Source organism: Bacillus sp. GC_Bacil_1, from assembly GCF_026540675.1.
GTDB lineage: Bacteria > Bacillota > Bacilli > Bacillales > Bacillaceae_G > Bacillus_A > Bacillus_A cereus.
This window is the reverse complement of the sequence record NZ_JALNUG010000008.1, coordinates 56,990-74,492: the sequence shown is the minus strand read 5'-3', so window position 1 is coordinate 74,492 and position 17,503 is coordinate 56,990. Positions and strand designations below refer to the sequence as shown.

Below are 17,503 nucleotides of genomic sequence, written 5' to 3'. Positions count from 1 at the left end.
GAGGGGAACAACATGATTAATAAAGAAGTAGTTCCGTCAAAAGTTGAGTTTTGCTGGGGATTACCTGTTATTCCAACACCACAAACAAAAGAACTTCTAGAGGAATATGTTAATCAAGCTAAAAGAGCTGAGAAGAATAACTTTGACTCGGTATTGGTTTCCATTGCACCAACATCTGTTGATCCAATGATAGCAGCGTCTATGATTGGAATGAATACGGAGTTTGTAAAGATTTTGGTTGCGCAAAATACAAACCAGATGCTTCCTACCGTAACAGCAAAAGCATTGAATACTTTAAATAGTTTAATTGGTAATCGTGCAGATATTAACATTGTAACTGGAAGTGCCTCGCTTGTCCTTGCGCGTGATGGATTACCAGAACCGCACCATGTTCGATATGCTAGGACAAAAGAATATATTGAGCTGTTACAACAATTAAGACGAGGAGTAACTAGCTATAAAGGTGAGTTTTATCAAGTAGAAAATAGTGATATTTATCCAAAGGAAGATCTATCTCGAAGTGCCCGCTACTTTGTAGCGGGGTCCTCCGAGGATGCAATGAGAGTAGCTGCAGAGTATGGTGATGCTTATATACTTTATGCAACAGATCGCAAAAGTCTTAGAGAACACTATCAAACAGTTAATAATTACGCTAAGCAATATGGGCGCGAGAAAATTCCATGTGCTATTTTAGTAGACATCATTGCTCGTGAGACTTCGGAAGAAGCATATGAAGAAGCATATGAATTACTTGAGAGAACACCAGCAGCCTTAAAGCGGATGACTAAGCTATTTTTAGATAATGCAGATTCTGTTGGACTTCGCCGATACAAAGATTTAATTACAAAAGATAGTATGTGGATAGATGATCATCTTTGGGGAGGTCTAAGTTTAGTTAACCCATCTAATTCAATTTCTATTGTTGGTAGCTATGAGGAAGTCATCTCGACGTTAACTGATTTTTGGGAAATAGGGGCAAATTATTTTCTTATTACTTCTCAGATTAGTGAGCATGAAATTGAACGTATTGGTCAAAATGTTGTGCAACCATTTAAAAAGAAAATTGAAAAGTTAATCCAAGTTAACTAAAAGAGGGCTAAAAATATGAAGTTAAACATATGGTTGAAGTTTATCATTTTAATGACTTTAATAGTACTCCCTTATCGACAGGTGGAAGCACAGGAAACGGTACAGGTTAATGAGAAGAAAATACAGAAGCATATAGAAGAACAAATATCTCAAGCGGGTATTCCTGGACTTTCAGTAGTAATTGTAAAAGGAAACGAAACGATTTATAAGAAGAATTATGGCTATGCCAATACAGACAAAAAACGTCAAGTTACGAATGAGACGCTTTTCGAGCTAGGTTCTACTTCAAAAGCTTTTACGGCATTAGCTGTATTGCAGCTAGAAAAAGAAGGGAAAATTAAACTTAGTGATTCTTTAACTAAATATGTTTCATGGTTTGAAATGGAGTATAAAGGCAAACCTTATGAAATTACACTTTATGACTTATTACACCATACTAGTGGAATACCGGAAAAGGCCATTGGATATATTCCTATAACCAATGGCAAAGATTCTATTGAGAAAACGATTAGAAATGTTATGCCAATAGGACTAAACCGAGAGCCGGGTAGCAGTTTTGAATATTCTACGGTTAACTACGATCTATTAGGCTTAGTAATCGAGAAGGCAACTAATCAATCATTTGAAAGATATGTTCAAGATCATGTGCTATCAAAGTTGGATTTATTGAGTACATACGCTGGACGTGAGATGGCCCCATTAGATAACATGGCCCAAGGTTACAAGCGTAATTTCTTACAATCATTACCCTATGACGCTCCTAATTATAGGGGGAATACACCGGCTGGATATTTTATTTCAAATATAAATGATATGGAAAGATGGTTAAAATTACAGCTTGGGGTTGAAAAGCCTAGGATGTTTCCGGAGGAATTGATTAACGATTCTCATAAAGCGAATAGAAAGGTTGCCCCAGATAGCAATGGAGCTTCATATGCAGCTGGATGGGAGGTCTATCAAAGTGGTGGAGGGGAAATTTCACATGGTGGAAGTAACCCAAATTATTCATCGTATATTGGTTTCCGTGATGAGGAACAGATAGGGGTCGTAGTATTAGCAAATCTGAATAGTAATTACACTTACTATATCGGTAGCAGTCTTTTAAATATGATGATAGATAAAGAAGTTAAACCGTTACTCTATGATGAATATAAGAAAACGGATCAAATAGGAACAGCCTTATTTGTGATCTCATCTTTGTGTTTACTAACGTTATTGGTCATGTTATTTCATTTAATCAGGGAGATTATTTTTAGAAAAAGAAAGTTTATATTACCAACGGGAAAAACATGGTTACATATGGTATTAGTTGTTGCGATATATGGGCTAATGATTTATGCACTTTATCAACTACCAAATCTCTTGTTTGGAGGGCTTCCGTGGGCATTTATAAAAGTTTGGGCTCCTTCAACTGTTGTACTTGCAATATATGCAATTGCTGGGGTGGGTTTGGCCTATGTTATCCATACATTCTTAAATCTTTGTTTTCCAAGACAAAAGGGAAAGTCGCTTTTGACTTTAATTGTTTTGGGATTAATATCAGGATTTGGTAATGCCTTTCTCATTTTTGTGATTAATGAAACGTTTGTTAGATCAAATAATTTAGAAAATGGCTTGTTGTTTTACTTTGTACTTGGAATCGTTATGTATGTCTTTTCACAACGTATTATTAGAACTAGCATTGTATCGTATACAAACGAGCTAGTTTATGAAAAAAGGATGGAATTAACAGATAAGTTGTTACAGACTCCTTATTACAAATTGGAGTTGATTGAGAAGGGCCGAATAGAGGCGACATTAAATAACGATACGGAAGTTATCTCTCGTTCTCTCAATCTATTAGTTACTGCTGGAACAAGTTTATTAACGTTACTATTTTGTTTTCTCTATCTTGGTGTAATGAATATGTATGCCTTTTTACTATCCTTGTGTATCATCTTTATTACTGCAGGGGTATATTCTTTGATCGGACGACAAGCAGATAAAGTTTGGAATGAAACAAGAGATATTCAGAATGTATATTTTCGTTTGATTGGTGATCTAAGGCATGGTTTCAAAGAGCTTAGGCTTCATACTGGAAAACGAAACGATTTTCGAGAAGTTATGAATGAAAGCTGTAATAACTATCGTGTTAAACGAACGATAGGAGATATTAAATTTGCAAATGTGTTTGTTCTGGGAGAACTATTATTCATTTTTGTTATTGGTATTGTAGTTTTCGTATTTCCAGAAATTTTTGTTAATATGCCGAAAGAGACGATAAGTAACTATGTAATCGTTTTTCTGTATATGACAGGTCCAGTTAATGAAATACTGGGCGGTATCCCTCAGCTCGTAAATGTACGTATTTCTTGGCAACGTATTCAACAAATGGTGAAGAGTGTAGATTATATAAAGGCAAATGAGCAAATCGCGACAACAAAAGAGTACTTAGATGTGCCAATTTGTTTGCAGCTACAAAATGTAAGTTATAAGTATAAGAATAAAGATGGAGATTTTACTGGTTTTGGTATTGGTCCGATAGACATGGAGTTTAATTCTGGAGAAATAGTCTTTATTGCTGGTGGTAATGGGAGTGGAAAATCTACTTTATCAAAACTGATTACTGGGTTATATGAACCTAATGAAGGTAACGTTTTATTAAATGGAAAAGAAATAGCTCCAGAGGAATTGAATCAATACTATTCAGCTATCCTGAGTGATTTTCATGTTTTTGATAGGCTATATGGAATTAATACAGAAGGAATGAAAGCAGAAATCGATCATTATTTAGAACTTCTCCAACTGAGTGACAAGGTTGGCATTGAGGATGGGCGCTTTACTACTACGCAACTATCAACTGGACAAAAGAAAAGGTTGGCATTGCTGGTTACGTATTTGGAAAATCGACCTATACTTTTATTTGATGAATGGGCAGCGGATCAAGATCCTGGTTATAGACGCTTCTTTTATGAAGAATTGTTACCTCAAATGCGAGCGAAGGGTAAATGTATTATTGCTATTACTCACGACGATCAATATTTTCATTTGGCAGATAACCTTATAGTGATGGAGATGGGAACTGTGAAAATGAATAAAACAAAGGAGGCATTATCATGAGTAAGGAAATTAAATGTGTTGTTTGGGACTTAGATTGTACAATTTGGGATGGTGTTTTATTAGAGAGTGGTACAGTTACTTTAAAACCTGGAATTTATGAAATTATATGTGAATTAGATCGACGTGGAATACTGCAATCAGTTGCTAGTAAAAATAACTACGAAGATGCAATAGCTAAATTACGGGAATTTGGAATAGAAGAGTATTTTTTATATCCGGAGATTCATTGGAACTCTAAATCTAGTTCCATTGAGAAAATTAGAAAAAATTTAAACATAGGTATTGATACTTTTGCGTTCATTGATGACCAACCTTTTGAATTAGAAGAGGTACAGAGTGTTCATAATGATATTCTGTGTATACATGTAAATGAATATAAGTCGTTATTAGACTTGCCACGACTACAACCAAAAAGAATTACAGAAGATTCAGGTCGTCGAAGACTGATGTATTTAGAAAATCTTAAGAGAACGAAGGATGAAGAAGAATATGAAGGCCCAAAAGAAGAATTTTTAGCTTCACTTGGGATGAATTTTGTGATTAGTGAGGCTCGTGAGGAAGATTTGCAGCGTGCAGAGGAGTTAACAGTACGTACGAATCAATTAAATTCGACTGGTATTACCTATGATTATGATGAATTAAACTATTATCGTAATCATCCAGATTATTTATTATTAGTTTGTGAGTTATCAGATAAATATGGCTCCTATGGGAAGATTGGTTTAACACTTGTAAAAAGGACGGAGGAAGCCGACTGCCTAAAACTTCTTCTCATGTCTTGTCGTGTAATGTCCCGTGGCGTTGGTACTATACTCCTCACATATCTAATGGAAAGAACAAAACAGGCAGGTAAACGCTTTTTGGCTGAGTTTCGACAGACTGACCGTAACCGTATGATGTTTGTTACGTACCGATTAGCTGGATTTAAGGAAACTAGCAACGAAAATGGAATATTAATTTTAGAACATAATCTTGAGAATATAAATCCTTATCCTCACTATATTAATATACAATTTCCGGAAACACCAACGGATGTGGATAGAGGGGAAGTGGAAATATGCAACAAACAATTGTAAAACATTCTCTTACGCACCCACAAAAAAGAGTTTGGTATAATGAACAAATTTATCCAAACACATCTATGTATAACATCGGAGGGATGGTTCTTATTAATGGGGAAATTAATTTTACAATTTTAGAAAAAGCAATTCATTTATTCATTAAGAAAAATGATGGTTTACGTCTACGGATTTTTCAACAACATAGAGAACCCCACCAATATATATCACCATTTGAACCTACACCAATACGTTTAATTGATTTTTCTAATCATCATAATTCAAGTTTAGAAGCTAGAAAATGGGCCCAGGATGAATTTCAAAAACAAATTCCACTTGAAGGAGGCCCTCTGTTTGAATTTGTGCTCTTGAAAATAAGTGATGTAGAAAGCTCCTATTTTGTTAAGTTTCATCATATTATAGCTGATGGTTGGACAATCCAACTTATGACGAGTCAAATTATCGATTTTTACTCTAAGTTAAAGAATGATGAGCATATAAATGATACGGTTGAATCTACTTATCTGTCTTATTTACAAGCAGAGGAGAAATATCTGGAATCCCCTCGATACGTAAAAAATAAGAATTATTGGAATGAGAAATTTATGAATCTGCCAGATTTCTTTTTATCAAAAACATCTCATTCTCTAGAAGGGAAACGAAAGATATTTTTAATTGAAAAAGAAAAATCGGTTGCTCTACAGTCTTTTATACAAAAACATAGAATATCTATGAATACATTATTTTCAACCTTTATGCTTATTTATATTCATAAAATGTATGATCAATCAGACATAATCATTGGATCTCCTGTACTAAATCGTTCCGGTGTACTAGAAAAGAAAATAGTAGGTATGTTTACTAGCACAATGCCGTTACGGTTAAATGTGGATGAAGATGAGAGTGTTCTATCTTTCATTAAAAGAGTAAATCATGAAATAAAACAATGTCTATTTCACCAGCGTTATCCTTATAACTTATTGGTAAAAGACTTGCAATTGACTAGTAAAGGATACGATGGTTTATTTCAATATAGTGTGAATTACTATAATACAAAACTTAAAAATACTATTGATGGATTTTCTTTAGAAAACGTGGAGTTTTACAGTGGTTACCAAGCCTATTCATTGCAGTTAGTTATTAAGGAATGGGCAGATGAAGGTTTAGAAATTCAATATGATTATAAAGTCGCGGATTTTGAAGAAGATCAAATCAATTGTATGCATGAGAGGTTTTTAGCTTTAATAGAACAAGTTTTACGTAATGAAGATCAATCGATAAAAGAATTATCTTTGTTATCGGATGATGAGCAAAAGTTTATGTTAGAGAAATTTAACAATACAGCTGTTGTGTATCCGAAAGAAAAAACTATTCAAGAATTATTTGAAGAACAAGTAAAACAGACACCAGAAAAAATAGCAATTCAACATGCTGATAGATCAATGACTTATCTTGAATTAAATAAGAAATCTAATCAGTTAGCAAGAAAGTTACGAGAAAAAGGAATCAAAAATGGTCAAGTCGTGGGTATACTAGCTAAACATTCACTTGAGATAGTAATTGCAATTTGGGGAGTTATTAAGGCTGGAGGTACATATTTGCCTATAGATCCTTCCTACCCAGAGGACCGAATTCGTTATATTTTGAATGATAGCGGCACAACATTACTTTTAACTGACTATACAAATGAGGGTAATTTAGAATATTTAGGTGAGAAAATTAATATATGTGATCAGAAACTTTATGAAGGAGATAATGCCAATCTAAACCTAGTAAATGCACCAAATGATCCAATATATATAATTTATACCTCTGGAACCACGGGGAATCCTAAAGGAACTGTAATCACTCAACGTGGATTGGTTAACTATATTTCCTGGGCTAAAAAGAACTATATTAGTAGTGAAAATGATGTTTTTGCATTATATTCATCCGTTTCTTTTGATTTAACAGTAACTTCAATATTCACTCCTTTAATAAGTGGTTTATTGTTAGTAATATATCATGATAATGAAGATGAGTTTATTTTGTCAAAAATACTCAAGGAAAATGTAGTAACAGTGTTGAAAGTTACGCCTTCACATTTAGCATTGTTAAATAACTATTCACCCCCAAAAGTTTCATCTCTTCGCAGATTGATTGTGGGTGGAGAGGATTTGAAAACCTCAGTCGCCGAAAAGATATATGATCTTTTTAGCGGTAAAGTTGAAATAATTAATGAATATGGACCAACTGAAACTGTGGTTGGATGTATGATTCATCGTTATGATCCAGATCTAGATCGAAGAGCATCCGTACCAATTGGTACACCAGCTGATAATGTTCAAATATATTTATTGGATAAGAATCTTCAGCCGGTTCCTATTGGTGTAAAAGGAGAAATTTATATATCGGGTGATGGGGTAGCTAAAGGTTATTTAAATCGTCCGGATTTAACAGCGCAACGTTTTTTATCCAATCCATTTATTTCGAGTGAGAAGATGTATCGAAGTGGTGACTTAGCTGTCATGTTGCCAAATGGATTAATTGAGTATCAAGGACGGATGGATTCTCAAGTGAAAGTTAAAGGATATCGTATTGAAATAGGGGAAGTTGAGAATGCACTGTTACAACACAAGTCTGTTAAAGATGTAGTAGTGGTGAATTGGCAAGGTGAGGATAATTCAAATCATCTAGTTGCTTACATTGTTTTGAAAGACAGTGTTCAAAATATAGAAATACGCAATTTTATTTCGCATATGCTACCAAGTTATATGATTCCTTCATTTTTTATCTATATGGATCAGCTACCGCTTACTATTAATGGAAAGGTAGATCGTCAAGCGTTGCCAGATCCGATGTTAAATAACGGTTCTAATCATACTCATTTAGAAGAAGTAGATGAAGATGTTACTGCAATGGTTAGTGAAGTTCTCAAGGAAATATTACAGACTGATAGAATCGAATTGCATAGTAATTTTTATCATTTAGGTGGAGATTCTATTAAAGCGATCCAAGTGAGCGCTAGATTACAAGAACTGGGATGGAAAGTTAGAGTTAAAGATGTACTAAATTATCCAGTTGTAAGTGAATTGGCAGCAATGTTAGTTAAACAAAAAGATGTTACAGTCTCACAAACATTGGTAACAGGAAAGGTAGAGCCTACTCCTATTATGCGTTGGTTCCTTAATCAACAGTTTAAGAACCCGCATCATTGGAATCAATCGGTATTACTGTCTTTGAAGAAGCCGGTTAAAGAAGAATATGTTAATAAGATGTTAAATACGATCATGCATCATCATGATTTGTTACGGTTAAGGTATGAGGATAAGCAGGATTACTTCTATTATGACGAAGATATGTCCATTGTTGATTCTAAGGTTACCATGTTTGATTTGTCTGAAATTCCAATTGAAATGGCTTTGAATCAGGTTCATATAAAAGGTGAAGAGTTAAAAGGAAGTTTAAATTTGAATGTAGGACCATTATTTAAAGGGGCCTTATTCCAGCTTTCAAATGATCAACAGTTGTTATTATTAACTGCACACCACCTTATTGTTGATGCTGTGTCCTGGCGTATTTTAATTGAAGATGCAAACCGATGTTTGAATAGCTTGTATTTAGGAGAAGTTCCATCGCTACCATTAAAAACTAACTCTTTCCAAGATTGGTCTGAAGCTTTAAATAGTCGAGGAGTTAATTTAGTACGTGCTGAATTAGATTATTGGGAATCCATAGATAACATGCTAGATAATAATTTTCAAATTAATAGAGAAAAAGAAAATAGTACTGTTGAAAGTTGTACTACTCTTACCTTTACATTGAATGCAGATGATACAAGAAAACTATTAACTACTGCAAATGTGCCTTACAATACACAACCAATGGAGTTGTTACTTGCTGTGTTGACAGAAAATTTAGGTAAATATACAAACCAAGATCAAATTAAATTTGAGTTAGAAGGTCATGGTCGAGAGGAATTATTTGAGCATCTTGATATTTCACGTACAGTAGGGTGGTTTACAACGATGTATCCTATTGTATTACAAGTTTCGCATAATATTGCTAATCAAATAAAGAGTGTTAAAGAAGAGGTTCGTAAAAGACCTAATAAGGGAATTGGATATGGAATTCTTAAAGAGAAGTTTCCTTCTTGCAAAGATTTAACTCAAAATATAATTCGTTTTAACTATTTAGGAGAGATAGATAATTCTCTCGGGGATGGATGGTTTACTATTGTTGATTATCAAAGTGGCAGTGAACAATCAAAAGATAATCATATTACTGCATTATTGGATATTGTGGCCATGGTTAAGAATAAAAGCTTAGAAATTCATGTGACATTTAGTACAAGTCATTTTCAAAAGAATTTTGTAGAAAATTTATTTTCAGATTATCTAGAACGACTACAGACATATATCCAATCCTGTTGTCAAATGCAAACAAAAGAATTTACTTCATCAGATTTTGAAACCTTAAACCTTAGTGATGAAGAAATTGATAATTTGTTTGATTAAACAACTATTTGATGAAAATTTTATTTAATAAAGGAGAAGTCACTTGAGAAAATTAATGAAAGATTTATCGCCAGGATTGAATAGTAACAAATATTTGGTTTGTGTTCCTTATGCTGGGGGCTATTCGAATTCTTTTTTATCTTTAAAGAATTATTTACCGAAAGATATAAAACTTATTTCATTTGATCCTCCAGGCCATGGTCCTAATCTTTCTCCACTAGTTGATAACATAGATGATCTTGTTAATTTATATTTAATGGAGATGCAACCAATTTTAGAGGGAGAGGTTACATTATTTGGCCATAGCATGGGAGGAATTATAGTTCACCGTATGGCTCAAATTTTAGAAAGTAAGGGTATAAATCCTAAAAATGTTATTATCTCTGCTATGAATCCACCGGAAATAAGAAGAAAAACAAATCATTTAGATGATAAAGACTTTATAGATTATATAAAGTCTTTGGGAGGATTACCGGATGAAGTATTACAACATCAGGAGCTTTTAAACTATATCCTTCCAGTTATTCGATCAGACTTTCGTGCCATTGAGAATTATATAAATGATGACACAACATTGTTGAAAGCGCCCCTATATATTATTAGTGGAACAACAGACTCTAATTATACAGTAAAAGGGGCTAAGAATTGGGTAGAATGGGGCAATGAGGTTTATTTTCTAACAGTTAATGGTGGTCATATGTTTTTACTACATCAAGCTGACATCGTGGGCGAGTTAATTATGAAAATACTAGATAGGGTAAAATCTGTGAAGTAAAAAAATTAAGAGATGTATCTGAGTAAGAGAAAAGTGCATTTCTATGCTTTATGTGAAACTTCTATTGTTAAAGTAGCAATCTAATTGGTCGTCATTGGGAGTTTTATTACTGAGGAAGAAAACTCCCAATGACGAGTATGATTGTGCCCCCTCATGATAAAACGGATAGGTCTATGGGGAACATAACCACTAAATATGTAGTATTTAGTATCAATATCATAGAGAATGGTGGGAAGAAAAAATGCTTGATAAATTTACCCAGCAGGTTTTATTATCTAGTGAAAAATTTAAAAAAGAAAAAGAATATTGGTTAGACAAGTTATCAGGTGATGTTGAGTTAAGTAGATTTCCTTGTGATTGTCTGTCTTTAAATAATATTCAGGCTTCTAAAGAAAGTTATTATTGTCAATTCCCATCGGATATTGCGAAGAGAGCTGTAGCAATTAGCAATAATTCTAATATGTTACTATACACTATTTTATTATCAGGTGTGAAATATCTCTTAAGTAGATATACCGATAAGGATGATGTAGTAATTGGAATGCCAGTTTTTAAACAAGGTCAAGAAGAGACGGTTTTTCAAAACAACTTTTTATTATTACGTACTCAAATAAATCAAGAAGATAATTTTAAAGAAATAATATATAAAATTAAAGAAACAATTTTAGAGTCAAATGAACATTGTCATTTTCCTTTTAATAAACTTACTCAATTATTAAGTCTAGATGGAGAGAGTAATAATCTTCCCTTATTAAATACAATAGTAATGTTAGATGATATTCATTGTTATGAGAGTACAGATAAAATAAACTCTGATATGGTTATTAGGTTTATGAAAAATGAAGAACAGTTAAAGGTTCAAGTGGATTACAATTCTACTTTATATAGTGAAGGATTAGTTAGTAGAATAGTTAATCATTTATATAATATTTTAGATATATTAATGAAAGATCCAAATAAATCTGCAATGGATCTAGATGTAATGCCTAAAACAGAAAAGAATCAAATATTATTTGATTTCAATCATACGACTAGAGTTCATAAAACATTACTTTGTGAGACTGTAACAGCTCCTCAATTATTTGAAGAGCAGGTAAAACAGAATCCTAATCAAATAGCGATTGTATGTAATGGAAAAGAAATTACATATAAACAATTAAATATAAAAGCTAATCAGTTGGCGAGAAGGTTATTAGACCAGGGAGTTAAAAGAGAATCCATTGTTGGTGTGATGATGGAACGCTCTATTGAGATGATTGTAGGCATATTAGGTATCTTAAAAGCGGGTGGGGCGTATTTACCGATTGATACCGAGTTACCAAAACAAAGAGTGGAATATATGCTGACAGACAGCGGGTGTTCACATGTACTAACATATCAAAACTCTATTATAAAGGGAGTAGCATTTCAAGGTAGTGTAATAAATCTAATGGATATTCCTTTTGAAGAAGAACATGTAGAAGATTTGCAGATAACGATGGAACCTCAAAATTTGGCATATGTTATTTATACATCAGGTTCTACAGGCCAGCCCAAAGGGGTAATGATTGAACATCGTTCCTTAACTAATTTTTTGTGTGCAATGTATGAGGACTTCTCTCAAGATATAGGGATAACTGATAATGTACTATTCTCAAGTAGTATTTCTTTTGATGTTACTATATTTGAAATATTTGTCCCATTGGTATGTGGAGCAAGAATGACTATTTATCAAGGTGAGAAGTTTGATGTACCAAAACTTGTACAAGTCATTCTTGAGGAACAGGTTACGTTAGCATATATTCCACCTACCTTATTAAATGAAATATATGATTATTTTGTAAGGGCGAATCAGAAGATATCGTTAAATAAACTTTTCGTGGGAGTAGAACCAATTAAAACAGAATTACTCGCAAAATACGATCATCTATTTAGGGGGAACCTCCAAATATTAAATTTATACGGACCTACAGAGGCTACAGTCTGTTGTACATCTTATCAATATGAGAGGGATAAAGAAATTACAACACAAAACGTACCAATAGGTTCGCCATTGTTAAATACTAAAATTTATATATTGGATTCATTTCACAGGCTACAACCTATAGGTGTTCCAGGAGAAATATGTATTTCTGGCATAGGGTTAGCTAGGGGATACATCAATCGAAAAGAATTAACAGCAGATAAATTTATTGATCATCCATTTGAACGAGGTGAGAAATTATATAAAACAGGAGATATAGCGAGATGGCTACCTGATGGTAACATAGAATACTTGGGACGAGTTGATCATCAAGTGAAAATAAGGGGATATCGAATAGAACTAGGTGAGATAGAAGCAAGTTTGTTAAAATATGAGACAATCAAAACCGCCGTAGTAATACAGCGAGAAGATGAAAGTGGAGAAAAGTATTTATGTGCGTATGTAGTTACAGAAAAAGATATTCCTATTCCAGAGGTAAGAGCATATTTAGCAACCAAGTTACCCTATTATATGATACCTCAACAAATCATATCCATTCAAAACATACCGTTAACACAAAACGGAAAAATAGATAGAAAAAAATTACCTCAACCTATTAATAATTTGAAATCTAGTCATCTAGAGCCGACAAATTCTATAGAAAGAAAATTAGTTGAGATTTGGAAAGATGTATTAGGAATACAAAGGATAGGAATACGGGATAATTTTTTTGAGATAGGTGGTCATTCATTAAAGGCTGCTAGGCTAATTTCTATTGTTAATAAAGAATTTAATGTGCAATTATCTATTAAATCCCTATTTAAGTTTCCTGTTTTGGTTGATTTTTCAAAATGTATATTAGAAATGGAAAAAAGTAATTATATTTCCATAGAACCTGTAAAACAACAAGAGTATTATTTAGCTTCTACGTCACAAAAGAGAATGTTTATAGTAGATCAATTCGAAGATGGTACAAATACAACTTATAATATGCCCACAATACTTAAAGTAGAAGGGGATATTTGTAAAGATAAGTTTGAAAATATATTTCAATCTTTAATTGAGAGACATGAAATCTTAAGAACTTCTTTTCAAATTTTAGATGGGGAATTAGTGCAGAAAATTGAGCCTAATATAGATTTCAATATTGAATACGTTCATGTAAATGAAAAAGATGCGGATTATTTAATACATGAGTTTATAAGTCCATTTGATTTATCAAAACCTCCATTATTAAGGGTGTTGCTTTTAAGGATAGCAGAAGAAAGACATATCCTTGTAGTAGATATGCATCATATAATATCTGATGGTTTATCAATGGGGATATTAATAAAAGAGTTTGTAGAATTGTATAAAGGAAATGAGCTTCCAAAATTGAGAGTGCAGTACAAAGACTATGTGATGTGGCAAAATGGACCTTACTATAAGAATCTAATTAGTGAACAAAAGAATTATTGGTTAACAACTTTAAAAGGAGAACTCCCGGTTTTAAATTTTCCAACCGATTTTCAAAGACCGACTATACAAAGCTTTAAAGGTAATGTTTGTTCTTTTAATTTGGGAACAGATTTAACTTTTAAAGTAAATAAGCTAGCAACTGAAACTGGTACCACGCCATATATGATTTTATTGGCCATTTATAACATACTTTTATCTAGATACACAGGTCAAGAAGACATTATTGTAGGTTCGCCTATTGCTGGAAGGTCTCATTCTGATACTAATCATATGATTGGTATGTTTATTAATACTTTGGTAATGAGAAATTATCTAGAAAATGACGATGAGTTTATTGAGTTTTTGAGTAGATTAAAACTCAATACATTAGAAGCTTATGAAAATCAAGACTATCCTTTTGAAGAACTATTAGAAGGTTTAGACTTGCATAGGGATACAAGTAGAAATCCATTATTTGATACCATGTTTGTTTTTCAAAACATGGATATGAATCCAATATCTATTGGTGAATTAGAATTTACACCGTATCCGTTTAAGCAGTCAGTTTCAAAATTTGATTTGTCATTAGTAGCAACGGAAATAGATAATAACATTCATTTAAAAGTAGAATATAGTATTAAGTTATTTAAAGCGGAGACAATAGAAAGGTTAATGGTACATTTTACAAATATAGTTGAGGAAGTAACTAATAACCCTAGAGTACGATTGCGTAATATTAATATGTTATCTATAGAAGAAGAACATTATATTATGAATGAATTTAACAAAAAAGAGAATTCAAATTCTAATCATTTATTAGTGCATAAAATGTTCGAAGAACAAGTAAAACGGAACCCTAATCAAATAGCCGTTGTATGTAATGAAAAAGGAATTACATATAATGAATTAAATATAAAAGCTAATCAGTTGGCGAGAAGGTTATTAGACCAAGGAGTTAAAAGAGAATCCATTGTTGGTGTGATGATGAAACGCTCCATCGAGATGGTTATAGGTATATTAGGTGTCTTAAAAGCAGGTGGGGCGTATTTACCAATTGATACCGACTTACCAAAACAAAGAGTGGAATATATGCTGACAGACAGTGGGTGTTCACATGTATTAGTACATCAAAACTCTATTATAAAGGGGATAGAATTCCAAGGTAATGTAATAGATCTAATGGATATGTCTTTTGAAGAAGAACCAGGAGAAGACATGCACATGATGATAGAACCTCACAACTTAGCGTATGTTATTTATACATCAGGTTCTACAGGACAACCTAAAGGAGTAATGATTGAACATCGATCCTTGACTAACTTTTTGTGTGCAATGTATGAAGATTTCTCTCAAGATATAGGGATAACTGATAACGTTCTATTCTCAAGTAGTATTTCTTTTGATGTTACTATTTTTGAGATATTTGTCCCATTGATATATGGCGCAAGAATGACTATTTATCAAGGTGAGAAGTTTGATGTAACAAAACTTGTACAAGTCATTCTTGAGGAACAGGTTACATTATCATATATTCCACCTACTTTATTAAATGAAATATATGATTATTTTGTTAGAGATAACCAGAAGATAGTGTTAAATAAGCTACTTGTGGGAGTAGAACCCATTAAAACAGAATTACTCGCAAAATACGATCATCTATTTAGGGGGAACCTCCAAATATTAAATGGATACGGACCTACAGAGGCTACAGTTTGTTGTACATCTTATCGATATGAGAGTAATAAAGAAATTACAACACAAAACGTACCGATAGGTTCGCCATTGTTAAATACTAAAATTTATATATTGGATTCATTTCATAGGATACAACCTATAGGTGTTCCAGGTGAAATATGTATCTCTGGTATAGGGTTAGCTAGAGGATACATCAATCGAAAAGAATTAACAGCAGATAAATTTATTGATCATCCATTTGAACGAGGTGAGAAACTATATAAAACAGGGGATATAGCAAGGTGGCTACCTGATGGTAACATTGAATATTTGGGCCGAGTCGATCATCAAGTAAAAATAAGGGGATATCGAATAGAACTAGGTGAGATAGAAGCGAGTTTATTAAAATATGAGACAATCAAAACGGCCGTAGTAATAGATCAAGAAGATGAAGCTGGGGAAAAGTATTTATGTGCATACGTAGTTACAGAAAAAGATATTCCTATTCCAGAGGTAAGAGCATATTTGGCAACAAAGTTACCACATTATATGATACCTCAACAACTTATACCAATTCACAATATACCATTAACACAAAATGGGAAAATAGATAGAAGTAAGTTACCGAAGCTAAATACACTGGGCAATAGTAATTATGTACCACCAAGAAATGAAATAGATAGTAGTTTAATTGATATTTGGAGTAGTATATTAGGCGTAAATAATATTGGTATAAATGATAATTTCTTTGAATTAGGTGGTCATTCTCTTAAGGGACTAAAGTTATTCGAAAATATCAAGAGAATGTTTAATGTGCAACTGCCATTAAGTTTATTATTTCAAAAGGCTACTATTGAACAATTAAGTGATGTAATAAGTAGGAATAAAGGAATAGACAGTGAGTGTTTAATTCCAATTCAAAATGGAACAAACAAGGATAGTCAATGGTTCATTATTCATGGGCAAGGCGGGGGTATATTAAACTATTATGATTTGGCTAGAGAATTAGGAGAGGATAAGACTGTATATGGGTTACAATCTATAGGATATGATGGTAGTAGATTTCCAAACTTATCTGTAGAGGAAATGGCGGTAAGATATATAGAAGAGATTAAACAAGTAAAAAAAGAAGGGCCATATACCTTATTAGGATGGTCTTTTGGAGGAATAGTTGCATTTGAAATGGCTAGAAAATTAGAAGAACTAGGTGATAAAGTTAGTTTTCTAGGTTTACTTGATGTTCATCCTATTGAACAAGGTAGGGAGATTCTTAGTTTAAATATTAAGAATGCATTTGAAGAATTGGAAAAATTCAATGATCAGTTAGGGATTGAGAAAATTAGTTTTGAGCAAATGAGTGAAGAACAATTAATAGAATCTTTACTGAAAAAATTTACATTGAATGAAAATAGTTGTCAGCAAAATTTTGAAGATCCAATGATGAATAAGTTAAAAGTAATGATAGCTAATAGATATGCATACCTAAAATATAATTGTAAACAAAAAATAAAAGCAGATATCTTTCTATTTAATGCATCTATTAATGACATTCACCCACTAGTAGATTATAACAGATGGAATGAATATACATCAGGGGAAGTATACGCTTTGCAAGTGCCAGGTTCCCATCTGAGTATGTTAGAGAAACCGCATATTCATGAATTGGTAAAGAGTATAAAAATGAATTTTAAACAAATGCTCTTATTAGCACATGTAAATAGGTGAAATATTATTTGAAATTGTACACTATTAGTTTTCTAAAAGTCTCATAAATTCGTGTATAACATATTATGAGACTTTTTTCTTTGAGACCATTCAATAATAAATATAAAGAGGTTGGAAAATAAGTGGAAAATATGAATATAAAATAGAATATTATCCTCTGAAAATGTTTTTTACTATTAAAAATAAATAGGAATTGTTCATTGAGAGT

Annotated in this window: 6 protein-coding genes; all 6 read left to right on the top strand. The window is 32.6% G+C overall.

Translation table 11 applies throughout. The features are described 5' to 3' along the window. Positions 1 to 12: 12 nt before the first annotated feature. The 6 genes from OXT04_RS14150 to OXT04_RS14125 all read left to right on the top strand — a co-directional run bounded on the left by OXT04_RS14150 (position 13) and on the right by OXT04_RS14125 (position 17,295). The gene (locus tag OXT04_RS14150) at positions 13 to 1,089 is read left to right on the top strand and encodes an LLM class flavin-dependent oxidoreductase (RefSeq protein ID WP_098400520.1); all 1,077 of its coding nucleotides are present in this window, start codon (positions 13 to 15) and stop codon (positions 1,087 to 1,089) included. Positions 1,090 to 1,104: 15 nt separating this feature from the next. Further along, complete coding sequence (locus OXT04_RS14145; RefSeq protein ID WP_267415393.1) at positions 1,105 to 4,188, top strand: cyclic peptide export ABC transporter; 3,084 nt, start codon at positions 1,105 to 1,107, stop codon at positions 4,186 to 4,188. Next, positions 4,185 to 5,264 carry an HAD-IIIC family phosphatase gene (locus OXT04_RS14140; protein ID WP_000031543.1) on the top strand — a complete coding sequence of 360 codons (1,080 nt, stop codon included), beginning with the start codon at positions 4,185 to 4,187 and terminating at the stop codon, positions 5,262 to 5,264. Before OXT04_RS14145 ends, OXT04_RS14140 begins: the two co-directional genes overlap by 4 nt. After that, complete coding sequence (locus tag OXT04_RS14135) at positions 5,246 to 9,742, top strand: non-ribosomal peptide synthetase (RefSeq protein WP_098400518.1); 4,497 nt, start codon at positions 5,246 to 5,248, stop codon at positions 9,740 to 9,742. The genes OXT04_RS14140 and OXT04_RS14135 overlap by 19 nt, the downstream gene beginning before the upstream one ends. Positions 9,743 to 9,785: 43 nt before the next feature. Continuing rightward, positions 9,786 to 10,517, top strand: coding sequence for a thioesterase II family protein (locus OXT04_RS14130; protein ID WP_001228852.1), 732 nt, complete (start codon positions 9,786 to 9,788; stop codon positions 10,515 to 10,517). Positions 10,518 to 10,758: 241 nt separating this feature from the next. Continuing rightward, positions 10,759 to 17,295, top strand: a complete 6,537-nt coding sequence (locus tag OXT04_RS14125) for an amino acid adenylation domain-containing protein (protein WP_267415385.1) — start codon at positions 10,759 to 10,761, stop codon at positions 17,293 to 17,295. Positions 17,296 to 17,503 lie beyond the last annotated feature (208 nt).